Source organism: Exiguobacterium sp. RM11 (assembly GCF_059821525.1).
The window spans coordinates 1,535,436-1,556,365 of the sequence record NZ_CM187558.1 but is presented as its reverse complement, the minus strand read 5'-3'; the positions used below and the strand labels follow the sequence as shown (position 1 = coordinate 1,556,365).

The 20,930-nt window shown below is 46.9% G+C and carries 25 protein-coding genes and 1 pseudogene; 18 read left to right on the top strand and 8 right to left on the bottom strand.

Annotation, left to right across the window (positions count from 1 at the left end):
- The first annotated feature begins 56 nt into the window (after positions 1-56).
- From AC5LIL_RS08140 to AC5LIL_RS08120, 5 genes are all read left to right on the top strand, one after another.
- Complete coding sequence (locus AC5LIL_RS08140) at positions 57-1,409, top strand: sodium-dependent transporter (RefSeq protein ID WP_214783584.1); 1,353 nt, start codon at positions 57-59, stop codon at positions 1,407-1,409.
- Between the two features lie 197 nt (positions 1,410-1,606).
- Positions 1,607-2,329: a 5-bromo-4-chloroindolyl phosphate hydrolysis family protein gene (locus AC5LIL_RS08135; RefSeq protein WP_214691961.1), complete on the top strand. Its 723-nt coding sequence runs from the start codon at positions 1,607-1,609 to the stop codon at positions 2,327-2,329.
- Positions 2,313-3,542 (top strand): toxic anion resistance protein, encoded by a 1,230-nt coding sequence (locus tag AC5LIL_RS08130; protein WP_074034586.1) that lies wholly within the window; start codon positions 2,313-2,315, stop codon positions 3,540-3,542. Before AC5LIL_RS08135 ends, AC5LIL_RS08130 begins: the two co-directional genes overlap by 17 nt.
- 51 nt (positions 3,543-3,593) lie before the next feature.
- Positions 3,594-4,169, top strand: a complete 576-nt coding sequence (locus AC5LIL_RS08125) for a deoxycytidylate deaminase (protein ID WP_337873735.1) — start codon at positions 3,594-3,596, stop codon at positions 4,167-4,169.
- A 200-nt stretch (positions 4,170-4,369) separates the two neighbouring features.
- A complete protein-coding gene (locus AC5LIL_RS08120) occupies positions 4,370-4,720 on the top strand; it encodes a hypothetical protein (protein ID WP_074034584.1) in 351 nt (116 codons plus the stop codon).
- Between the two features lie 151 nt (positions 4,721-4,871).
- On the opposite strand, the gene hisJ is transcribed toward AC5LIL_RS08120, so the two are convergent.
- Positions 4,872-5,690: a histidinol-phosphatase HisJ gene (hisJ, locus tag AC5LIL_RS08115; protein WP_499823838.1), complete on the bottom strand. Its 819-nt coding sequence runs from the start codon at positions 5,688-5,690 to the stop codon at positions 4,872-4,874.
- 110 nt (positions 5,691-5,800) lie between these two features.
- Between hisJ and AC5LIL_RS08110 the strand changes: the two genes are divergently transcribed.
- The 9 genes and pseudogenes from AC5LIL_RS08110 (at position 5,801) to hisIE (ending at position 12,751) form a co-directional block, all read left to right on the top strand.
- Positions 5,801-6,724 carry an ATP phosphoribosyltransferase regulatory subunit gene (locus AC5LIL_RS08110; RefSeq protein ID WP_339962305.1) on the top strand — a complete coding sequence of 308 codons (924 nt, stop codon included), beginning with the start codon at positions 5,801-5,803 and terminating at the stop codon, positions 6,722-6,724.
- The gene (gene hisG, locus AC5LIL_RS08105; protein ID WP_214691980.1) at positions 6,721-7,329 is read left to right on the top strand and encodes an ATP phosphoribosyltransferase; all 609 of its coding nucleotides are present in this window, start codon (positions 6,721-6,723) and stop codon (positions 7,327-7,329) included. Before AC5LIL_RS08110 ends, hisG begins: the two co-directional genes overlap by 4 nt.
- Positions 7,326-8,543, top strand: coding sequence for a histidinol dehydrogenase (gene hisD / locus AC5LIL_RS08100; RefSeq protein ID WP_499823837.1), 1,218 nt, complete (start codon positions 7,326-7,328; stop codon positions 8,541-8,543). The genes hisG and hisD overlap by 4 nt, the downstream gene beginning before the upstream one ends.
- Positions 8,540-9,556 carry a pyridoxal phosphate-dependent aminotransferase gene (locus tag AC5LIL_RS08095; protein WP_499823836.1) on the top strand — a complete coding sequence of 339 codons (1,017 nt, stop codon included), beginning with the start codon at positions 8,540-8,542 and terminating at the stop codon, positions 9,554-9,556. Before hisD ends, AC5LIL_RS08095 begins: the two co-directional genes overlap by 4 nt.
- A complete protein-coding gene (gene hisB, locus AC5LIL_RS08090) occupies positions 9,543-10,130 on the top strand; it encodes an imidazoleglycerol-phosphate dehydratase HisB (protein WP_214783567.1) in 588 nt (195 codons plus the stop codon). The genes AC5LIL_RS08095 and hisB overlap by 14 nt, the downstream gene beginning before the upstream one ends.
- On the top strand, positions 10,127-10,714 hold the full coding sequence (gene hisH, locus AC5LIL_RS08085; RefSeq protein ID WP_499823835.1) for an imidazole glycerol phosphate synthase subunit HisH: 588 nt from the start codon (positions 10,127-10,129) through the stop codon (positions 10,712-10,714). Before hisB ends, hisH begins: the two co-directional genes overlap by 4 nt.
- The gene (hisA, locus tag AC5LIL_RS08080; RefSeq protein ID WP_214745297.1) at positions 10,692-11,405 is read left to right on the top strand and encodes a 1-(5-phosphoribosyl)-5-[(5-phosphoribosylamino)methylideneamino]imidazole-4-carboxamide isomerase; all 714 of its coding nucleotides are present in this window, start codon (positions 10,692-10,694) and stop codon (positions 11,403-11,405) included. Before hisH ends, hisA begins: the two co-directional genes overlap by 23 nt.
- The gene (hisF, locus tag AC5LIL_RS08075) at positions 11,398-12,165 is read left to right on the top strand and encodes an imidazole glycerol phosphate synthase subunit HisF (protein WP_214692002.1); all 768 of its coding nucleotides are present in this window, start codon (positions 11,398-11,400) and stop codon (positions 12,163-12,165) included. The genes hisA and hisF overlap by 8 nt, the downstream gene beginning before the upstream one ends.
- Positions 12,114-12,751, top strand: a pseudogene (hisIE, locus tag AC5LIL_RS08070) (bifunctional phosphoribosyl-AMP cyclohydrolase/phosphoribosyl-ATP diphosphatase HisIE). Before hisF ends, hisIE begins: the two are co-directional and overlap by 52 nt.
- A gap of 37 nt (positions 12,752-12,788) precedes the next feature.
- Here the strand turns inward: hisIE and AC5LIL_RS08065 are convergent.
- Positions 12,789-13,712 (bottom strand): DUF7916 family protein, encoded by a 924-nt coding sequence (locus AC5LIL_RS08065; RefSeq protein WP_214875665.1) that lies wholly within the window; start codon positions 13,710-13,712, stop codon positions 12,789-12,791.
- 82 nt (positions 13,713-13,794) lie between these two features.
- Between AC5LIL_RS08065 and AC5LIL_RS08060 the strand changes: the two genes are divergently transcribed.
- The gene (locus AC5LIL_RS08060) at positions 13,795-14,352 is read left to right on the top strand and encodes a maltose acetyltransferase domain-containing protein (protein ID WP_499823834.1); all 558 of its coding nucleotides are present in this window, start codon (positions 13,795-13,797) and stop codon (positions 14,350-14,352) included.
- A gap of 22 nt (positions 14,353-14,374) precedes the next feature.
- Here AC5LIL_RS08060 and AC5LIL_RS08055 read toward each other — a convergent pair whose 3' ends face one another.
- From AC5LIL_RS08055 to AC5LIL_RS08030, 6 genes are all read right to left on the bottom strand, one after another.
- The gene (locus AC5LIL_RS08055; RefSeq protein ID WP_499823833.1) at positions 14,375-15,388 is read right to left on the bottom strand and encodes a pyridoxal phosphate-dependent aminotransferase; all 1,014 of its coding nucleotides are present in this window, start codon (positions 15,386-15,388) and stop codon (positions 14,375-14,377) included.
- Positions 15,385-16,152 carry a transporter substrate-binding domain-containing protein gene (locus tag AC5LIL_RS08050; protein WP_499823832.1) on the bottom strand — a complete coding sequence of 256 codons (768 nt, stop codon included), beginning with the start codon at positions 16,150-16,152 and terminating at the stop codon, positions 15,385-15,387. The genes AC5LIL_RS08055 and AC5LIL_RS08050 overlap by 4 nt, the downstream gene beginning before the upstream one ends.
- 121 nt (positions 16,153-16,273) lie before the next feature.
- Complete coding sequence (locus AC5LIL_RS08045) at positions 16,274-16,786, bottom strand: P-loop nucleotide/nucleoside kinase family protein (protein ID WP_337873743.1); 513 nt, start codon at positions 16,784-16,786, stop codon at positions 16,274-16,276.
- Positions 16,787-16,946: 160 nt separating this feature from the next.
- Complete coding sequence (locus tag AC5LIL_RS08040; RefSeq protein ID WP_499823831.1) at positions 16,947-17,297, bottom strand: VOC family protein; 351 nt, start codon at positions 17,295-17,297, stop codon at positions 16,947-16,949.
- The gene (locus tag AC5LIL_RS08035; protein WP_499825356.1) at positions 17,294-17,815 is read right to left on the bottom strand and encodes a DNA topology modulation protein; all 522 of its coding nucleotides are present in this window, start codon (positions 17,813-17,815) and stop codon (positions 17,294-17,296) included. The genes AC5LIL_RS08040 and AC5LIL_RS08035 overlap by 4 nt, the downstream gene beginning before the upstream one ends.
- A gap of 33 nt (positions 17,816-17,848) precedes the next feature.
- The gene (locus AC5LIL_RS08030) at positions 17,849-18,355 is read right to left on the bottom strand and encodes a hypothetical protein (protein WP_499823830.1); all 507 of its coding nucleotides are present in this window, start codon (positions 18,353-18,355) and stop codon (positions 17,849-17,851) included.
- Between the two features lie 137 nt (positions 18,356-18,492).
- On the opposite strand from AC5LIL_RS08030, the gene AC5LIL_RS08025 reads away from it, so the two are divergent.
- Genes AC5LIL_RS08025 through AC5LIL_RS08015 form a run of 3 tightly spaced genes read left to right on the top strand, consistent with a single transcriptional unit; the run spans position 18,493 to position 20,918 of the window.
- On the top strand, positions 18,493-19,959 hold the full coding sequence (locus AC5LIL_RS08025; protein WP_499823829.1) for a phytoene desaturase family protein: 1,467 nt from the start codon (positions 18,493-18,495) through the stop codon (positions 19,957-19,959).
- Between the two features lie 10 nt (positions 19,960-19,969).
- On the top strand, positions 19,970-20,428 hold the full coding sequence (locus AC5LIL_RS08020) for a GNAT family N-acetyltransferase (protein WP_337873746.1): 459 nt from the start codon (positions 19,970-19,972) through the stop codon (positions 20,426-20,428).
- A gap of 58 nt (positions 20,429-20,486) precedes the next feature.
- The gene (locus tag AC5LIL_RS08015) at positions 20,487-20,918 is read left to right on the top strand and encodes a YlbF/YmcA family competence regulator (RefSeq protein ID WP_012726155.1); all 432 of its coding nucleotides are present in this window, start codon (positions 20,487-20,489) and stop codon (positions 20,916-20,918) included.
- The last annotated feature ends 12 nt before the right edge of the window (positions 20,919-20,930 follow it).

The following is a 20,930-nucleotide window of genomic DNA, read 5'->3' as shown; positions in this document are numbered from 1 at the left end:
TTAGTATTTCACTATTATTATGAAAATGAAATGAAAAACAGGAAGTAGGGGTAATCATGGCGCAAAACTCATTCGCCTCAAAAATTGGATTCATTCTAGCTGCCGCAGGGTCGGCAATCGGTTTAGGTGCGATATGGAAATTTCCATATGTCACTGGAACTAGTGGGGGCGGTGCCTTTTTACTCATGTTTTTGGCGTTCACATTATTACTTGGTCTGCCATTATTGATTGGTGAATTCATCGTTGGACGTTCAACTCAAAAGACGGCACTTCTTGCCTTCAAACAATTAGGGCATGGTCGTTGGAGCATTATCGGTTATTTAGGAGTCATCGCATGTTTCTTGTTGCTTTCCTTCTATAGTGTTATTGGAGGATGGGTCCTTATTTATATCGGTCTCGGTTTGAGTGGGACGTTAACTGGACGTACAGCTGACGAGTTCGGAGATGTATTCGGAAATGTCGTGTCAACACCTGGCATCGCGGTGCTCGGACAATTCTTATTCTTGTTGATCACGTTATTGATTGTCTTACGCGGGGTCGAAGCAGGGATTGAACGGATGAGCAAAATCTTAATGCCGCTCTTGTTCATCAGCTTCATCGTACTCGTCGTCCGTTCATTGACACTCGACGGGGCGATGGAAGGAGTCCGCTTCTTCTTACAACCTGACTTCTCTGCATTGACGGGTGAATCGGTACTATTTGCCCTAGGACAAGCCTTCTTCTCCTTATCGTTAGGGGTAGCGGCGATGTTGACATATGCGTCGTATATCAAGACGAAAGGGACGTTGAACCGTTCTGCGAACATGATTGTTCTATTGAACATCACGGTTTCACTCTTAGCTGGACTTGCTATTTTCCCGGCAGTCTTCGCTTCAGGACTTGATCCGGCTGAAGGTCCGGCGTTACTGTTCGTTGTATTACCAGCTGTCTTTAACCAAGTACCACTTGGCGGGTTCTTTATGGTGTTGTTCTTCCTCTTATTCGCGTTCGCATCGATCACGTCGTCAATCGCGATGTTAGAAGTTGTTGTCGCGGGTGTGACAGATCGGTTGAACGAAAAGAAATCGACTTGGACGAAGAAGCAAGTAACCGTAACGGCAGCCATTCTCGTGTTCGTCGTAGGCGTTCCATCTGCATTGTCATTCGGACTATTGAGTGATTTACAGATTTGGAATGGGCGTACGTTCTTCGATACGATGGATTACCTCGTCAGCTATATTTTGATGCCGGTCGGGGCGCTCTTAACATCGATCTTTGTCGGATACGTCGTCGATCAACGTATTTTGAAAGATGAGATTCAAACGTCAGAACCGGGTAAGAAGCTTTATCCGATCTGGCATGCGCTCATTCGCTACGTCATTCCTGTGACAGTAGCCATTGTTATGGTATCAACGTGGGTCACAACATAATAGACAAACCGTAGGCTTAAAGGTCTACGGTTTTTTTCATAGCACAACGGGAAAGAAGTCGATATAGGTACTCGTTTTTACACCTGTGGACGGAGGGAACAACGAATTTTATTATGCTAAAATGATAGGGATGACGAAACTTTTTTTGATAGGTTTCGTAATGTACAATAGAAGTAACATGAGATGAGGTGAAAAGAATGAAAACATGGATGAAATGGGCCCTGACAGGGGCAGTCATATACTTTGCCATCAACGTATTCGATTTCTCCTGGTTATTCATTATAGTAGGGGCGCTCGTCTTGAATGAAGTCTGGTCGACGAACAAGCGCAAAAACCGTCAACGAACACCGACAATGGTCGCGAAGCGTGCCAAGAAAAAACTGTTGCTCGATGAGGACGAACCTTTCTCAGGTTCAAGAATCCTCAAGCCGATTGAGGAACCCGTCCCGGCGCGTCAATTCGAGGCGACGGACGATTTAGAACTTCAATTTTTGCAACGGACGATTGAACAAGGATATGAGAAGCTACAACAGATTGACCGCGTCCTTCCTGAAATCAAAGATGTGGAAGTAAGGCGTGAGATGAAAGCTGTCTCCAAAGAAGCACACGAATTGTTCGAAGAACTTTTCGAAAATCCACAAGACGCAAAACATGTTCGAGACTTGTTCACATTCTACTTAGATTCCCTCGTCTCGGTCGTTTTGAAATTTAAAGAACTTGAAGGAAAACGAGTCGTCATTCAAGAAGAGACTCGAGAGCAATTAATCACGAATATGCGACTAATTGTCGATAAATTTAAAGAACAACGCGGACGTCTTCTTGAAGATGACGCCGTAGACTTCGAACGCGAACTGATCATGATGGAGCGAGTCTTATCTGATCAGCCGGAAGGGAGAAAGAAACATGACTTCATCGAATGAAACGAACTGGCAGTCATGGCCGGAAGAAGAGCTGACATCTGATACGAAAACGAAAACAGAAACAGAGGGATTTAGCGACCCATCTGTGGAATGGTCATCTGTTTCACAACCTCACGAAGTACCTGCCATCCAAGCCAAGCCAGACGTGCCTCAAGAGCACCGTGAGCGAATTACACGATTGGCGGAGTCGATTGATATTAAAAAGACAGATTCGGTCATGTTGTTTGGCTCGAACGTTCAACGTGAACTTTCACAATTCTCTGACCAAATTCTGACGGAAGTTCGAATGAAAGATGGCGGGGATGCGGGGAAACTCTTGTCTGACTTAATGCAGAACGTCCGAAAGATGGACCCGGACATGCTTCAACCGGAGAAAAAGAGTTTTATGGACAACATCCCGCTCATCGGTCGTGCAAAGAAGAAAGCCGAAAACTATAAGCTTCAATTCGAAAAAATGAACGTCTATTTGGAAGAGGTCATCCATAACCTCGATCGTGCGAAGTTCGGTCTGATGAAAGATATCACGATGCTCGATCAAATGTATGATAAGAATAAGCGGTATTTCGAAGAGTTGAACGTCTATATCGCTGCGGGTGAAACGAAACTTGATCATGTACGTGAACATGAAATCGCGCCACTTCGTCAAGAAGTCGAAATTTCAAAAGATCAGTCTAAACTTCAACAGTTGAACGACATGATTCAATTGGCAGATCGATTTGAGAAGAAGCTACATGATTTGAAATTGAGCCGTACCATCAGCCTACAAATGGCGCCACAAATCCGAGTCATCCAACAGAACAACCAAATTCTCGCTGAGAAAATCGAGTCAGCAGTCGTCAATACAATCCCGCTTTGGAAGAACCAAGTCGTTCTCGCGCTCAGTTTGACACGTCAGAAGACGGCGCTTCGCATGCAACAGGACGTGACGAAGACGACCAATCAGTTGCTTGAGCAAAACTCGAAGATGCTCAAAGACTCTTCGATTGAAATCGCTCAAGAAAATGAAAAAGGGATTGTCTCTGTGGAATCCCTTAAAGTAGCCCACGAGAATTTACTCTCGACACTTGATGAAACGTTACGCATTCAACAAGAAGGTAAACAAAAGCGTCGTGACGCTGAACGTGAACTCGACCGGATGGAGCATGAGCTCAAAGAAAAAGTCATTGAGATTGCCTCAAAAAATAAAGAACTGCCAAAAGATACAGGATATTAAGAAGGGAAGTCTGAGCAATCAGACTTTCCTTTTCTACGAGGAGGGACTTACATGGAGAAACAACGATTGTGGGACGAGACGTGGTTATTGTTCGCCGATATGATGGCAGAACGACATTCGAAATGTGCATCGAAAAGTGTTGCCTGTGTCATCGTCAAAGATGAAAAACCAATTTCAATTGGTCTAAATGGTACACCTTCTGGTCATACGAACTGTAATGAGATTTATATCAAGCAAGAAGACGGCTTCTATAAGCATGCCGACTACGTTGCATCATCGGATCTCGATATGATCAATGAGCCCGCCCGGCTCATCCGGGATGATGTGACATATATCAAATGTACGGACCCGTATGATCATCATCACTGGTCGAAGCAACATGAGATTCATGCCGAAATCAATGCGATCGGAAAATTGGCTGCTGATTCGACGAATGCGTTCGGTGCGACAGCCTACGTTACTCATTCACCGTGTCATGCCTGCTCTCTTGCTCTGATTGCAGCGCGCGTCGCCCGCGTCGTCTATGCGGTCGGATATGAGCATGGTGACGGTTTAGAATTAATGCGTGAGAGTGGGATTGAAGTGTTACATATGCCACTTGAAAAAATGTACAAAAATACATTGTAAACGTTTTCATTAGATGATATATTATTAATGTACTGCCAATGGTGTTTTACTCTTCCATTATTCGCCCCTCTTCGGAGGGGCCTTTTTTGTTGTTCAAAATGAAGTGAGACAAACTTTACACATAATGTTCAATATTTCACAATATACTCTCTAAAATCTCTTATATAATAAAAGTAGATTCAGGAGAGGGGAATTTGTTCATGGAAAAACACGTTCGCTTTACAGATGGTGCATATGAAGTAGAAGCGTTAATCACGCTTGAAGAAGTATGGGAAGATAAATTTGCGATTGGCATGCATCAGGAATTGGCAGTCAAATCGTTGACCATCAATGGAAATGAAGTTTCTGAGATTAAGCATGTCCGTGCACTTCTTCGTTACTATCCGACACTCGGGGTGTCAGGCATTTTGTTAGCACTTGATAAGGCAGCCGCTGAAATCGTTGCTTTATCAAAAGATCAAGATCCTGCCCTTCAATATGTTGAACTTGTAGCCCTCCAAATGGATGAGGCAGCGACAAACGACTTGAAAACTTTATACGCAGCGATGTGATTTTAATTGGGTGAACCATTTCACCCAATTTTTTGTTGCATCTATTCTTCGTTATGGTATGATATTTACAGATGAAGAAATGGAACGCCATATCGTTGTCAACCATAAGCATGGGGATCTAGATAGCTAGATCGCTGTCAAAAAGCCACGTTCATAGGAACGTGGCTTTTTTTTGTGCAATGATGTCGAAACCAGCGGCTACATCTTTAGCGAGGTGAGCATCTGATCCTAACGTGAAAGGGATGTTCAATTGGTTCGCATCTTTGGCGAGTCCGGCGACGTATGGCTCACCACAATCAGGTTTTCTAAGTCCTGCGGTATTAAAATCGAGGCCGAATCCTCGATCGGCAATCGCTCGCAAGAGACGTTCTTCCTCTTGTCTGACTGCTGAACGATTCCAGTCATAATTTTTTTGATATTTGATCGGTAAGTCGATGTGTCCAATCCGAGTGACTTGAATCGTTTCCCATGGAAAGCTGAGACTACGTTCAATCGAGTCATAATAAGCTTTCATCGCGTTTTCGAATGAACCGAGCGCTTGAACGATGTCGTCAAACGTTTCAGCAGAATAATCTACTGGCATATATACACCATCTATTAATAAAAAGTGTTGGGACAAGATGACTTCATCAAGTAGAGGAGCATATGGTTTCAACAAATCGATTGTTTCTTCTTCTAGACGTGGCAACAAGTCGACTTCTAGTCCTACTTTAATGTCAATGACCTCTTGATACTGTCGTTTCATCTGATGCAATGTATTGAGGTAGTCAGGAAGGAGGTCGATCGACATCGCGGAGTCTTGATTCGGCACCGGATCGATAAATACCTGTGGGAACGGTGCGTGTTCTGTGAACGTCATCGTTTGCAGGTTTTTTTCAATCCCGACTTGAATATAGTGTTCAATCGGGTCTTTCGTACCGTGTGGACAATATGGGGTATGCACATGGCCATCATGGGTAAAGTTAAACATCTGTTACACGTCCTTTTCAGTTCAATTGGTTGACAGGTGTTTCTCTGTTTGATAAATTTAACACACTACTTTAGTTTGGTAAAGTGATAATAAGATAAAGGGTGGTTATCATGATTTGGTCAAATTCGAAAGGTTCAATTCCAGAAGGATGGTATGAACTACAATCAGGAGATGTCATTCGACCAAAACGGTGGATGCTTTCATTTTTAGAAAAGGCAGAGGCGAGCGGTTATGCCGTCATCGACCCGCCGTTACTCGAATACTATTCGCACTATCAAAATTTGGCGCTCTTTGACGAGTCGGCCTATTATCGTTTATTCGGGAATGACGGGGAACTCCTCGTCATGCGCCCTGACTATACATTGCAAATCGCAAGAAAGTTAGCAGACGGTCATGAACCGATGCGTGTCGCGTACGCCGGGGCTGTCTACCGTCGGACGGTCAAACATTCCGGTCAACCACATGAACGGCAACAGCTCGGACTTGAGTGGGTTGATGGGGAAGAGAAGGACAGTCATCTTATCGAATCATTTCTCGATATGACGGAAGGAGTCCTGCCGACTGAACGTTTGACAATTAAAATCGGATCAGCGGCTGTCATCTCGCTCATCGCGAAAGAGACAGGCATTCAAGAACGGACATTCCGAAAAATCTTAGCACTTCGAAATTTAGAATCGTTACGTGAGTTAGCAGAGACGTATCGCTATCCATTGATTGCAAAGCTACCGTTTTTAATTGGGAATTCAGCGCTCGAAGAATTACGGGCTGAGTCACCAGAGTCTTTAAACGATGCCATCGATGAAGTCGATGAGGCCGTACAACACTTGCGTGCAATCGGTCTAGACGTATCGTACGATTTCGGTCAAACGGGAGATTTCGATTACTATTCAGGTTTGACCGTGACGGGAAGTGTAGAAGGAAAGCGTGTCCTTTCAGGGGGACGATACGATTCCCTATATGGTCATTTCGGACACTCAAGACGAGCGTTCGGCATGTCACTCGATTTAGAACAGTTAGATGAGGTGATCAAATGAAGGTAGCGGTTGCGAAAGGACGAATTGAAAAAGCAGCTCGTCAATTTTTTGTCGAACGTGATTTACCCGTTTGGCCAGAGAAGCGGGGACGTGAACTCACAGTAAAAGCAGGAGATCATGAATTTATTTTCGTCAAAGGGGACGACGTCTATAAATATGTGATGCACGGAGCGGCTGATGTCGGAATTGTTGGTGGAGATATTTTACGAGAGAAAACGCCAGGTGTACTTGAAGTCGTCGACTTACCGTTTGGACGCTGTCGGATGGCCGTATGTGGTCCGAAAGTTCGACGTAATGGCACAAAGAAATTAAAAGTGGCGAGTAAATATCCGAATATCGCCATCTCACACTTCGCGTCAAAGCGACAAAACGTAGAAGTCATCGCGTTGAATGGGTCTGTGGAGCTCGCTCCGTTAACAGGACTAGCGGATTGTATCGTCGACATCGTCGAGACAGGTGCAACGTTAGCAGCGAATGACTTAGAGGAATATGAAACGATTTTTTCAATCAATGCAAAATTCATCACGAGCGAAACGGCTTTGGCAGAGCAGCCTGACGAATTAAAGGCATGGATTCGAAAGCTGAGTCAGGAGGAGAATGCATGAGTACAGAAACGAATCGATCACGGCGAGAAGCTTGGGCGGAAGCGGTCAAACCAATCGTAGAAGCGGTTGAGGCACGCGGAGATGAAGCACTCCTTGAATGGACGCGTCAATTCGATGGGATCGACCAAATCGAATCTGTCGATTTGTCTCGCTTTACCCCGCCGGCAGCGTATGCTGAACTGACGGAAGCGTTGACCTTAGCGGCAGAACGAATTCGCGCCTTCCACACGCATCAAGTACGTCAAGATGATGTGTTCGAAGATACGATGTTCCGACTCGGTAGACGTTATATGCCGCTCGATTCGGTCGGTGTCTACGTACCAGGTGGGACAGCCGTCTATCCGTCGAGCGTCCTGATGAATATCATTCCGGCGAAAGTGGCCGGTGTCAAACGAGTCGTCATGGTCACTCCACCAAAAGCAGATGGGATTGACATTTCCCTCTTGATTGCAGCAAAAATCGCAGGGGCAGATGAATGTTTTCTAGTCGGAGGCGCGCAAGCCGTTGCCGCACTCGCATATGGGACGGAAACGATTCGTCCGGTCGATAAAATTGTAGGACCCGGAAATGCGTATGTCGCGACGGCGAAGGCGCTCGTCTCGCACATCGTCGGCATCGACTCTGTAGCCGGACCGTCCGAAGTGTTGATCATTGCCGATGAAACGGCAAATCCGAAGTGGGTCGCGGCGGATCTTCTCGCACAAGCAGAACATGACGTAGAGGCGACGGCTATCGCACTCGTCACGACAGAAACGCTTCGTGAAGAAGTCGAACAAGAACTTGAGCGTCAACTTTCGCTCTTACCACGACAAGAGATCGCTAGGGAGTCATTGAAACGTGGCGGAGTCATCGTTCGATCACTAGAAGATGCCATCGAGTACGCGAACACGATGGCTGCGGAGCACGTCCAGTTGGCCGTCAAAAATCCTGAAACGTTGATGGGTGCGATACGTCACGGCGGGTCGTTCTTCCTCGGTCACGAGGCGGCGGAAGCGTTCGGGGATTATATCGCTGGACCGAACCATGTCCTTCCGACAAGTGGGACGGCGCGATTCTCGAGCGGATTGTCCGTCGATGACTTTTATCGCCGTCAGACGTTCCTTGAGATGACAGAGCTTGATGAGGCGATCACAAAGGCTGCGATTCGAATCGCAAAACAAGAACAATTAGAAGGACATGCCCGTGCCATGGCTGTTCGGATGGAGGACGTATGAGACGAAATTATCAGAACATCCCGCGATATGTGCCCTATGCCGTATCAGGATACGCGCTCAATCAAAATGAAAGTCAATATCCGTTACCAGAGCGGCTTGAACGGGCTATTCGAAACGTTTCACTCGAGGCGCTCAGCCGTTATCCGGTCGAAGAATTGCTTGCTTTAAAAGCGAGTTATGCGAACTATGCGGGAGTCGAGACGATGCAACTGATGGTCGGAAGTGGAAGCGACGAGCTGTTGGCCATCTTAAGTCAGGCCATTTTAGATACGGAAGACCGTGTGGTCGCACCGGCTCCAGACTTCTCGATGTATGGCATATACACACAGATTGCGAGAGGGCACTTCATGCAACCGGATAAGCATGGATTGAGTTACGATGCGCTAACCGAACTCATTCAAACGAATGAGCCGAAGCTCGTTCTGATTTCGAATCCAAATAACCCAACCGGTAAGATGTGGACACTTGAAGAATTGTCGGACATTGCGACACGTGTCCCTTATCTCGTTGTGGATGAAGCCTATATCGATTTCACGATGGAGGATTCATTTGTGTCTCGCTTGAACGAGCATCCGAACGTCATCATTTTACGGACGTTATCAAAAGCGTTCGGTCTTGCGAACCTTCGGATTGGATTCATGATTGCGTCAGAAGAAATCATCGAACAGATCGACCGGTTCCGTTCACCGTTCAATGTGAGTGGACTCAGTGCCGCGGTCGCCAACGTTGTATTGCGTGATGAGACGTATATCCAAGAGTCGATTCAGTTCCATACGGCGCAACGTGAGAAATTAACTGAGTTGTTACGACCGATCGGTGAGATTTTACCGAGTCGTGCCAACTTTATCTATGTCAAAACCGATGACAGTGAAGGGTGGGCATCCCACTTCCTTGAAAAAGGCGTCCATGTACGTGCGTTTCCGGATGGATTACGTGTCAGTGCAGGGACAGATGAGGCGTATGCCTATATCCGACAAACGATTGAAGAGGTGAATTCTGTTGAGAACAGCTGAACTAAAGCGTGAGACGAAAGAGACAAAAATTGAGATTCGAGTCAATCTAGATGGAACAGGAGAAAGCACCATCCAAACAGGAGTCGGTTTTTTTGACCACATGTTGACGTTACTTGCCTTTCACAGTCAGATGGACTTAGAGGTGAAAGTTGAAGGAGATACATGGGTCGATGCCCACCATACAGTGGAAGATGTGGGGATTGCGCTCGGTCAACTCATCGCCAAATCTCTCGGAGACAAAGTCGGGATTCGCCGCTATGGAACGAGTTACATGCCGATGGACGAGACGTTAGCGCGAGCGGTCGTCGATGTGTCAGGACGTCCCTTCCTTGTCTATCAAGCGGATATTCGCAATCCGAAGCTTGGGGATTTTGATACCGAGCTCGCTGAGGAATTCTTCCGAGCGGTTGCCATGAACGGTCGACTCACGCTTCACCTCGCGGTCCTGTATGGATCGAACTCACACCACATGATTGAAGGGTTGTTCAAAGCGTTCGGAAGAGCACTTGCTGAGGCGGTCTCGAGCGATGGGACGGATCGTCTCCCTTCTACGAAAGGATGGATTGAAGGATGAAAGTAGCGGTCATCGATTATGGAATGGGTAACGTATTCAACGTCGAACGTGCGTTGCAGGCCATCGGTTGCTACGTCGTGATTACGAATGATGCAAGCCAAATTGAAGAAGCGGACGCCATTTTACTTCCTGGGGTCGGTGCTTTCCCGCAAGCGATGCAATCACTCGAACAGACGGGGCTCATCCCGCTATTACAAAAGATGGCGACGGAAAAGCCGTTTTTAGGGATCTGTCTTGGGATGCAGCTCTTGTTTGATTCAAGTACGGAAGGCATGCCGACGAAAGGTCTCGGGTTGATTCCGGGAACGGTTGAGCGAATGCGCGCGAAGCGTCTTCCACACGTTGGATGGAACTCGATTCTTCGCGATGAGGACGTCTACTTTGTTCACTCTTATCACGCCGTGACGGACGATGCCTATATTGTGGCGGAAGCAGATTATATGGAAGAGCGTGTTCCCGCGATTGTTCAAAAAGGACTCGTCACGGGCATGCAGTTTCACCCGGAAAAAAGTGGGGCGTTCGGTCTCAGTTTACTTCAAGAATGGAAGGAGGCGGTCGAGCGTGAAATTACTACCCGCCATTGATTTAATTGGAGGCAAAATCGTCCGTTTGACGGAAGGCGATTTTTCGACGGAAGAACAATACGGTGACCCGTATGAATTATTAAAAGCGTGGCAAGGAAAAGTCCCGATGATTCACTTGATCGACTTAGAAGGGGCTAAGGCAGGCGAACCGCGTCACTTAGATGTCGTCCGTTATGCGAAGTCTCTTGGCTTTCTCGTACAGACGGGTGGTGGGATTCGTTCAGAAGCCTCACTCGATGCGGTCATGGAAACCGGTGCGGATCGTGTCCTCTTAGGGACAAAAGCATTTACGGATCCTGACTTTTTAGACAAGGCGATTGAAAAGTATGGCAAACGAGTTGCTGTGGCACTCGATGCATATGACGGAAAGGTCGCCATCAACGGATGGCAGGAAGCGACAAAGCTCGATGACATCTCGGTCGCTCAAGATCTCGTCAAACGAGGGATTGAGACGATTCTGTATACGGACATCGGATCTGACGGAAAACTGAATGGTCCGAACGTTGCGCGCATGAAGGCGCTACGCCAAATCGTCAACGTCACACTCATTGCCTCAGGCGGTGTGACGACCGAAGAGGACGTGAAGGAACTAAAGATGGCTAAGATTGATGAGGCCGTCGTTGGGAAAGCACTCCTCTCCGGTAAAGTAAGTATCGATGAACTGATTGAATGGGAGGCGCGTTATGCTTAAACGCAGAATTATTCCATGTCTCGATGTGAAGGAAGGCCGTGTCGTCAAAGGGATTGAATTCGTTCAACTACGAGACATCGGTGACCCGGTCGAAATCGCGAAGTATTATGATGAGTCCGGAGCCGATGAACTCGTCTTTCTCGACATCACGGCAAGTACGGAACGCCGCCAGACGATGCTAGATGTCGTCAGTGCAGTGGCACGGAAAGTATTCATCCCGTTGACGGTCGGTGGAGGGATTCGTTCACTTGATGACATCTCGTCATTATTAAAAGCAGGAGCAGATAAAGTATCGTTGAACACGCTCGCTGTCGAATCCCCAAGTCTCATTCGAGAAGCGGCCGATCGTTTCGGGTCACAATGTATCGTCGTTGCGATCGACGTGAAATTTGAAGACGGGGAATACTATGTGTACACATATGGCGGTAAACAGAAGACAGAACTGTTAGCGGTCGAATGGGCGAAACAAGTGGCCGCACTCGGGGCGGGTGAACTTCTTGTCACGTCCATGAACCAAGACGGAAAGCAAAGCGGATATGACCTTGCGATTTTAGAACAACTTCGCGAAGTCGTCGACATTCCGATTATCGCCTCAGGTGGGGCGGGGAATGCCGAGCACGTAGTCGAAGCGCTCGAGAAGGTCGATGCCGCACTACTTGCCTCCATCTTACATGACCGAAAAACGACAGTAGAAGAGGTGAAGCACGTATGCACGAGTCACAACTTGCCGATGCGGTTCGTTTCGACGAAAATGGATTGATTCCCGCCATCATCGTCTCAGAAGAAGACGGGGCCGTTCTCATGCTCGGATATATGAACGATGAGGCCATCCGTCAGACGCTACGTGAACGGGTCGTGACATTCTGGTCTCGTTCAAAAGGTCGGCTATGGATGAAAGGGGAGACGAGCGGCAACACACTTGACGTCGTCAGTATCCACGTCGACTGTGACCAGGATGCGCTTCTTGTTCGTGTCCATGCGAATGGTCCGACTTGTCATACCGGAAATCGAAGTTGTTTCTTTACGGAGGTGAACGTATGATTCATGAATTGGAGCAATTGATTCAATCAAGAAAGAATGAACCAAAAGAAGGTTCATATACGACGTATTTGTTTGAACAAGGCGTTGAAAAAATTGCGAAGAAGTTCGGTGAAGAATCGTTCGAGGTCGTGATTGCCGCAATGACGGACGAAGATTTGGTCGAAGAATCGGCCGACCTTCTGTATCACCTGCTCGTCTTATTGGCAGCTAAAGGTGTGCGCTTAGAAGATGTAGAAGCGTTACTTGCCAAACGTCACGGCACGACGACGCCTGCGAAGCCTCGTCGAGACGTCACGGAATGGTAAAGCAAAAGGAAGGAGCGCGTCTCCTTCCTTTTTTGTGTCAACGATTGACCGAGGCAGCCATGCGAATGTATGTATGACGTCGCCCGCGAATGGCAATTGAAAGTGCCTGAATGTTCTCTGGTACGGCAATCCCAGACAATCCGGCGTCACCGATATGGACGATATCTGCGCCTCCACGCTTTGAAGAGAGTGCGATCTCACGAACAGTCGCCACATCAGCCCCTTCTTGAGATGTCCCGATTGCGGCTAACGTGAGTGCTCCGAGTGCTTGCAGTTCTTGTACGAGTTCGTGGAATGCCTCTTCACGGACACCCGGAACGGTTCCTGGAGCTGGCAGAAGAATAATGTCTGCCCCTGCTTCAACGAAGCGGATATATGCGTCGCGATCTAACACGCTGCCGACACCGGCCTGATGCATCTTTCCGGCAATGATGACGCCAGCGAATTCACGACGCCCTCGGATAATCGCTTGTTCGATTGCTTCATTCGTAACCCCGGTATTCGGGTTGCCTGTCAGACAAACGAAATCGATCCCGAGTTCAGACGCTTTTTGGAACGCTTCGACTGAAGCGAGTCTGCCTCGTTTCACTTCATTCATTTCAGACGATCTCTCTGAAAAGTCGACAGGCTCTAAATTGACTCCAATCGGCAATCCGATCAATCGCTTTAGTTCCAAAATCGGATGGTCACTCATCTCCTCACCTGGCATGTCGCCGAACAGCGCGTGACTTTCAAGTCCTTTAATGTAAGGATGGAACACATCTAACATGTTCAATAAAATCAAGTCGGCACCGAACGCTCTTGCCAGTTCTGCATTCGTGACTTCTGGGTAGAGCGGTTGCACCGTCGGGATGACCTCCGCCATGACCGTTCGTCCTTCTGCTTTTCGAATCGACCCGACTAAATCTTGACGATTAAACGTGATAAAATCACTTGCCCGACACTCTAAAATACGTTTCATCACATCTTCCTCCTTCTGCTCATCCTTGTCTCTATTCCCTAAATGATTTGAAAATCCTCTATACTGAGTGTAAGGAGGGATTATGATGACGGAAAAAGAGAAGATGATTCGTGGTGAATTATATTTAGCTGTTGATGAGACGCTCGTTAAAGATCGGAAGCATGCCCGGCGATTGACCGAACGATTCAATCGTTCCGGGATTGATGATTTGACTGAACGGAAAGAAATTCTTAGTGCGTTACTCGGTTCGACGAAAGAGTCGTATTACTTCGAACCGAACTTCAAATGTGATTACGGGTACAATATTCACTTGGGTGAACGATTCTATGCGAATTTTGACTGTGTCTTTTTAGACATTTGTCCCATCACTTTCGGGGATGACTGTATGCTTGCACCAGGTGTACATATCTATACGGCGACACATCCGATTGATCCGATTGAGCGCATCTCTGGGTATGAGTTCGGAAAACCCGTGACGATTGGAGACCGGGTATGGATCGGTGGAGGGGCCATCATCAATCCGGGTGTGACGATTGGAGATGAGGCAGTCATCGCATCTGGTGCGGTCGTCACAAAAGATGTGCCACCACGGACGGTTGTCGGAGGAAATCCGGCGCGCGTGATCAAAACGATCGACTGACAAAAACTCCTGAACATGAGGTTCAGGAGTTTTTTACGTGACTTGTTTCCTTGTATTGCTGAATAGCTGTATGTGCGAGATGAAGTGCCGCTTCGTCACCGATGGTCACTCGAATGCCCGTCGGTTGTTTCGAAGTGTGTACGTTCAATGCGGTCAATTGTGCCCATACTGCTTCGAGTTGCTCGAGCTCGATATACAAAAAGTTTGTCGAGGCAGGGAGGACGTGACCAATTGATTCAAAAGCGGATACCCACTTTTGCCGCATCTCGTCATGCCATTCGATTGTTTCTTGAAGATAAGTTGCATCTTTTAAGAAGATGTTGCAAATCTTTGCACTCACCCCGCTAATGTTGAACGGTGGGATGAATTGACGGAAATAGTGAGCGAGTTCGTTGTTTGTCACCATGAATCCAATTCGTACGTTTGCCAATCCGAACGCTTTTGACATCGTGCGAAGGACGATGAGATTCGGATGGTTTGCAATGAACGGGATCATGCTGTCATCCGGTGTGAAATCCATATACGCCTCGTCCACCACAAGGTAAGGAACGAGTGAGGCGAGATGCGTCAACTCTTTCACGGTCCACAGCTTCCCGGTTGGATTGTTCGGGTTCGAGAGAAGAAGAAGCTTCGGATGATGCGTCTCGATTGCTTCTACAATTCCCTCATATGATAAATCATTGGCTTGAACATGTTGCCCGTGGGCGATGGTCGTAAAGATGGGATACATCGAAAAGTCAGGAGCCGGGGACAAGACGATGTCATTTGGTGCGAGTAATGCTTGCGTCACGACATGAATCATCTCATCACTTCCACAACCGACGAGCAGTTGCTCAGGTGTCACACCGACGTACGCAGCATATTGTTCGAACAATTCATTGATCGGTTCGACCGGATATTCATGTAAGTCATGATACGTCAACGAATCAAGCTGGCTCTTGATTCGGTCAGGTAAAGGGAACTGACTTTCATTTTGATTTAACCGATGTCCCGTCGGATAAACGACGGGATAGATCGGCAGCTCGACTTGTCTCATTCAGTCGGCTCCATCGAGAACCATTTTTTCACCAATTCATCGATTTCGCCAGATTCCATCATCTTGTTCAATTCTTCGTTGAACTGGTCGCGTAACTCATCATCTAATTTAAATGCAGCAGCTGATCCTTTTTCGCCATCCTCTTTTAAAGCGAATGTATAGAAGCTGTCGTCTTGATCTAGATACTTTTGTGCGACCGTGTCTTCGATGACCATTGCATCGATTCGACCTGTATTCAACTCTTGAACGATTTCAGGGATCTTGTTCAACGATACGAGTTCAGCGTCAGGCGCTTGTTCTTTTGCGATGTTTTCTTGAATCGAAGCCGTTTGGACACCGATTTTCTTACCAGACAAATCTTTGATTGCCTGAAGTGACTCATCTTTTGTCATGATCAAGTTTGTCGCGGAAAGATAGATGTCTGAGAAGGCCGCATTCTCTTTACGCTCTTCTGTTGGCGTCATTCCTGCCATGACGAAGTCGACACGCCCGCTGTTCAAGGCTCCGAGTAAGCTACCGAAGTCCATATCTTCAATCTTCAATTCGTAACCGAGACGTTCTGTAATCGTCTCCGCGATTTCAATATCAAATCCGACGATCGCATCTCCGTTTGCCGTATCGACAAATTCATATGGGAAGTAATCGGCGCTCGTCCCCATGACGAGCGTTTTTTGCTCTGTCGCTTCACCTTCTGTTTCTTGACTACATGCACCGAGTAAAGCCGCGCTTAACATAAGTGTACCTGCTAATAACCATTTTTTCATATGTGTATAATGCCTCCCTGTTGTAGATGAGACTAAGTGTATATGTATAATTATTAATTGTAAAGCATAAAAATACAAAAAATTAAAAAAAGAAAAACGCTTTTGAAATGAAAGCGTTTTATTATTGGTTTTTTAAAAGATAAGACATAATTTGCTCGATTGGAATCTCTCGATTGTCCATCGTATAGGTTTGTAAGTAGGGATGGTTTGTAGGTCGTTTGCAGTGTTCATTCATTTTAGACCAATTCTCATACGAAACCTGATCAATTTGACTTGGTCGTCTGACACGGTTTCGAAGTCGTGCGTTAATTTCTTCGTGATTTTCATGACGACATTCGATGTAACGATAAGTTGCACCGTACTTGGTGGAAATCGCTATCCCTTTATCGAGCAATTCGTCATAGAGACAAGGACTGTCGAGAATGACGTTTTGTCCAAGTGATAGGTGATACTCGATGAGAGACCAATCGACATCATAAGCCATCTTCCCGATTTCTCGATCCGAGAAGTTGCCAATGGGAAGCGTATGGAGTAGGGCGGTCTTTGAAACATCATGATCGATGACGACCGCGTGTACGTGTTGGATGATTTGCTTAGCCAATGTGGATTTTCCTGATCCAGGTGTTCCAGACATTTGAAGAAAAAACAGATGATCACCTCACATCTATGTGGGAGTAAATCTTATTACTCATACAACTTGATTTACTTGTTACAATGGCTCAGTTCTCCAAGGTAGTCATCTTTACAATCGACCCGGATGATCTGAGTTGTCTGACTAAAGTTTTGATCCGATGTTAGCATTTGCATACCATGATGACATTTCCATCAAGATCTTTGAAATTGAACCAATGTTCGTGCTCAATTGGTGTGATGACATCAATGTCGTTTTGAATCATATAAGTATAAGCTTGATGAATATCGTGCGTATTTAAGTGAAACAGTGGTGTCTGGATGATGTTATCTTTTGAGTAGATTTTGCTATCTAAAACGAGGTTGGTACCCTCTAATGGAATGACATATAAATGGTCGAATAAACTCTCTCCTTTTGTTGAAAAATCAAATAAATCACAATACCAGTCACGCGCCTTTTGAATGTCACTTACCGGAATAAAGATAGTACCGATTTTGTGAAGAATAGGGTTCATAGAAACTTCTGCCTTTTCATTTGATTAATAAAGTTTTGAACATCTTTCCGAGATTTTAAGACAATGATTTGTTTCTCATGAGAATATTGTTCGATTCGTTTGATCATCTCAGGCCGTTGAATGTCAGGAAAATTCCAAACCCATTTCAGAAATGCGAAATCGAGCTTTTCCTCACAGGATGCGCCCATATCCGGTCGCGTCGTACCACGGTAACGGGCAAATCGTTTGAGGACGCGGTATACACAAATGATTCGCGGAAGGTCAATCAAAATGACGGTATCTGCTGCCTGTAAACGTAAATCAAGCGTGTTCCCGAAGTTTCCATCGATGATCCATTGATCTTTCTTCACGAGTTGTTGTTGAATATCGATTCGTTCCTCTCTCGGCGCCATCACCCATCCCGGTCTCCACATGAGAGCATCCAAATGATAGACATCGAGGTGTAATCGTTCACCGAGTTGACGGGCAACTGTGGATTTCCCTGCACCGCCTGAACCGATGATGAGGATTCGTTTCATATTTGCATTGCGACTAAGTCGTAAGTTGCTCATCTATTCTTGTTCATCCTCCAATACAATCCATTTCTTTAATTGCTCATCCTCTTCATAGATGACCCGAACATCCATCTGTCCGATGACGAGACGTTGTTCCGAACTGAACATGACAATCGGATAGTTCGTGGACACCGGCTTGTCCGTCTCGAAAATAGGGCTATGCGCCTGCATCGCGTAATACCCGTCCGACCTCGTGTTGGCAGCCCCTGCATCGATCTGTGTCACATGGTCAAATCCTCTCAGTCTGAGCACATAACTATAAGACGTTCTCGCTCCTTGCTCGAGACGCCATTCTTCGATGATGGCTGATTTGTCGTCCGCCGATCGCTCTTCTAGCACTTTCTGTACCGTATACTCTTTTTCGTAAGGAATCATCTCCTGGATGCTGACGACGGTCATCGTCGCGAGCTTGAGCGATTCCTCGGAAGGTGGGGTAATCAGTATACCAATAAAGATGAGGATGGGAATCAATAAATAAACCATGACACGACTACGCATTTTCATCACCTTACCTTTTCAGATGTAAACTATTTCTGCATAGGAGAATCAGTTCCCTTCAAAAGAACGCTGGAATCTCAAAAACCGATTCATTTCTTCAATTTTTTAACGGAGCAGGTATGATATAGAGAGGAGGGATGTACATGAAAATCGGGGTCATAGGTGGAGGTGTCGCGGGTTTGACGGCAGCTGCGCTAACTCAGCAAAAAGGACATGACGTAACCGTCTTTGAAGCATCGCGTGAATGGGGAGGATGTGCCGGCAAGTTTCAACGGGGTGACTACTTGTTCCCGGCAGGCGCGACGCTCGGAATGGGATTTGAAAAAGGTGGAGTCCATCAGCGTGTCCTTGAGAAATTGGACGAATCGGTCGAGGTCACTTTATTGGATGAGGTGATGGACATTCATCTGCCTGACGTTACCCTCACTTACTATCGCGACCGAGAACGTCTACTTGATGAGCTCAGTCATGCGTTCTCAGAGAACCACGAGGCAATCCATGCGTTTTATCGTGAAGTGTGGGGTGACTTTGAGAAGATTCGTCCGTTGTTTCAAGAGTTACCTGCACTTCCGCTACGCACGACATCAGACATGCTTTACGCGCTGAAAGGTTTTCGACCGAATCAAATCACAGCGCTCCTGAAACTCCAGCGGCCACTCGGTGACACGTTAGCTCGTCATGGACTAAACGGTACGATGTTCGAGCGATTTATCGATGGAGTCCTGCTCGATAGTTTGCAGACCGGTGCGAAAGAAGCGAGTCATTTACTCGGTGCAGTGGCGCTGTCGGTCTATCACGAAGGAGCGTACTATGTTGAAGGTGGCCTGTATCAATTGGCTCATGCGTTAGAGCGCGCCGTCCGAACGTTTGGTGGCGAGACGAAATTAGGGAGAGATGTCCAGTCCATCGAACGAGTGACGGATGGATGGCTCATCACCGATCGAAGAGGACGACTTGAACTGGTCGATGTGATTGTTTCCGCCATCCCGATTGAGCGGACGAGCGAACTTCTCAAAGGACAGGAACAACGACGCTTCAAACGACAATATCGAAGACAGTTGAAACAATCGCAATGGGGCACGTTCAGCCTCTACCTCGTCTTGCCTGAGGATGTCTGTCAACAGCAACCACTATTTCAACAAATCTATCACGAGCGATTACCGAGTGGGCATGCGTTCATATCCATGTCGGCGCCGGATGACGTGTTGCGCACAGAAAAACCGGAACGGACCATTACGGTATCCACACATATCGATTTATCAGAATGGCAACATTGGAAAGACCGAGCGGCATATGAGAAACTAGAACAAGATTGGACCAATCGTCTCGTCGACGTCGTCGCGACTGGATTTCCCGATTGGGACCGTGAATCGTCACTTCTCCTTCCTGGTGGACCAGGTGCATGGGTGAAGTATACGAAGCGACCGCATGGCGCAGTCGGGGGGTATGCCCAGACGCCAAGCCAGGCGTTGTTCCGTGCCGCGAGTTATCGCACAGACTTGCCGAACTTTTATGTATGCGGGGATACCGTATTTCCAGGGGCGGGGACGATTGGCGCAATGACGAGCGGGTTACATGTTGCCCGAGCACTCGGGGTGACGATTGATTAGGGGGATATTGATGAAGAAAAAAACATTTGATGAACTGACAACATTGGAATTGTATCGCTTACTGGCGCTACGGACTGAGATTTTCGTCGTCGAACAGAACTGTCCGTATCAAGAAATCGATGGAAAAGATGAACAAGCCATCCATTATTGGATCGAAGAAGATGGAGAGATTGTCTCTGCGCTTCGTGTTTTGACGGAAGCCTCTCCAGTCGCCATCGGACGTGTCGTCACGAAAGCGACGCATCGAGGGAAAGGTCATTCTCGTAAGCTGATGGAAGCTGCAATTAAGGATTTTGGTCATGAGACATTATATCTGCAAGCTCAGACGTATGTGGAACCTTTTTATGCCTCGTTTGGCTTCAAACGGACAAGTGATGTGTATCAAGAAGATCGTATTCCACACGTCGATATGTTACGAGAATCAACGAATCCCGCTAGTACCGTTTCCGAATCGTTCATGTTAGAATGAGAAAGAACATTCACGTGCCTTTGAGCACGATTACATCATAGACATAAAGGGGTTTACAATGGTGACCGATCAACAAGTAATTGCAAAAGCAAGAGAATTGGCAGACGTATTAGCACAAACACCAGAAGTGGCGCGTTTCAAAGAAGCGGAAGCGAAAGTGAACGGAAGTGACCGCGTACAGACGTTGATTAAACGAATCAAATTCTTACAAAAAGAAGCCGTCAACTGTAAGCATTACGGCAAGACGGAAGCACTCGCGAAAGTCGAGCAGAAGATTGATAAAGCGATGGAAGAACTCGATTCAATCCCGGTCGTTCAAGCGTTCCAGGAGACACAGGTCGAAGTGAACGATTTGCTTCAATACGTGACGGTCACGCTCGCGAACTCTGTGACGGATCGCATCATCGAATCGACGGACGGAGACGTCCTTGCAGGGAAGACAGGGAGCGGCATGGCGGCTGAACAAGCACGCGGCGGCTGCGGATACTAAAACGACACAGCT

What these genes read in the sequence shown, in the direction of transcription:
- AC5LIL_RS08140 (WP_214783584.1), top strand. Translation starts at nt 57, where the DNA reads ATGGCGCAAAACTCATTCGCCTCAAAAATTGGATTCATTCTAGCTGCC.
- AC5LIL_RS08135 (WP_214691961.1), top strand. Translation starts at nt 1,607, where the DNA reads ATGAAAACATGGATGAAATGGGCCCTGACAGGGGCAGTCATATACTTT.
- AC5LIL_RS08130 (WP_074034586.1), top strand. Translation starts at nt 2,313, where the DNA reads ATGACTTCATCGAATGAAACGAACTGGCAGTCATGGCCGGAAGAAGAG.
- AC5LIL_RS08125 (WP_337873735.1), top strand. Translation starts at nt 3,594, where the DNA reads ATGGAGAAACAACGATTGTGGGACGAGACGTGGTTATTGTTCGCCGAT.
- AC5LIL_RS08120 (WP_074034584.1), top strand. Translation starts at nt 4,370, where the DNA reads ATGGAAAAACACGTTCGCTTTACAGATGGTGCATATGAAGTAGAAGCG.
- hisJ (WP_499823838.1), bottom strand. Translation starts at nt 5,690, where the DNA reads ATGTTTAACTTTACCCATGATGGCCATGTGCATACCCCATATTGTCCA.
- AC5LIL_RS08110 (WP_339962305.1), top strand. Translation starts at nt 5,801, where the DNA reads ATGATTTGGTCAAATTCGAAAGGTTCAATTCCAGAAGGATGGTATGAA.
- hisG (WP_214691980.1), top strand. Translation starts at nt 6,721, where the DNA reads ATGAAGGTAGCGGTTGCGAAAGGACGAATTGAAAAAGCAGCTCGTCAA.
- hisD (WP_499823837.1), top strand. Translation starts at nt 7,326, where the DNA reads ATGAGTACAGAAACGAATCGATCACGGCGAGAAGCTTGGGCGGAAGCG.
- AC5LIL_RS08095 (WP_499823836.1), top strand. Translation starts at nt 8,540, where the DNA reads ATGAGACGAAATTATCAGAACATCCCGCGATATGTGCCCTATGCCGTA.
- hisH (WP_499823835.1), top strand. Translation starts at nt 10,127, where the DNA reads ATGAAAGTAGCGGTCATCGATTATGGAATGGGTAACGTATTCAACGTC.
- hisF (WP_214692002.1), top strand. Translation starts at nt 11,398, where the DNA reads ATGCTTAAACGCAGAATTATTCCATGTCTCGATGTGAAGGAAGGCCGT.
- AC5LIL_RS08065 (WP_214875665.1), bottom strand. Translation starts at nt 13,712, where the DNA reads ATGAAACGTATTTTAGAGTGTCGGGCAAGTGATTTTATCACGTTTAAT.
- AC5LIL_RS08060 (WP_499823834.1), top strand. Translation starts at nt 13,795, where the DNA reads ATGATGACGGAAAAAGAGAAGATGATTCGTGGTGAATTATATTTAGCT.
- AC5LIL_RS08055 (WP_499823833.1), bottom strand. Translation starts at nt 15,388, where the DNA reads ATGAGACAAGTCGAGCTGCCGATCTATCCCGTCGTTTATCCGACGGGA.
- AC5LIL_RS08050 (WP_499823832.1), bottom strand. Translation starts at nt 16,152, where the DNA reads ATGAAAAAATGGTTATTAGCAGGTACACTTATGTTAAGCGCGGCTTTA.
- AC5LIL_RS08045 (WP_337873743.1), bottom strand. Translation starts at nt 16,786, where the DNA reads ATGTCTGGAACACCTGGATCAGGAAAATCCACATTGGCTAAGCAAATC.
- AC5LIL_RS08040 (WP_499823831.1), bottom strand. Translation starts at nt 17,297, where the DNA reads ATGAACCCTATTCTTCACAAAATCGGTACTATCTTTATTCCGGTAAGT.
- AC5LIL_RS08035 (WP_499825356.1), bottom strand. Translation starts at nt 17,815, where the DNA reads ATGAAACGAATCCTCATCATCGGTTCAGGCGGTGCAGGGAAATCCACA.
- AC5LIL_RS08030 (WP_499823830.1), bottom strand. Translation starts at nt 18,355, where the DNA reads ATGAAAATGCGTAGTCGTGTCATGGTTTATTTATTGATTCCCATCCTC.
- AC5LIL_RS08025 (WP_499823829.1), top strand. Translation starts at nt 18,493, where the DNA reads ATGAAAATCGGGGTCATAGGTGGAGGTGTCGCGGGTTTGACGGCAGCT.
- AC5LIL_RS08020 (WP_337873746.1), top strand. Translation starts at nt 19,970, where the DNA reads ATGAAGAAAAAAACATTTGATGAACTGACAACATTGGAATTGTATCGC.
- AC5LIL_RS08015 (WP_012726155.1), top strand. Translation starts at nt 20,487, where the DNA reads ATGGTGACCGATCAACAAGTAATTGCAAAAGCAAGAGAATTGGCAGAC.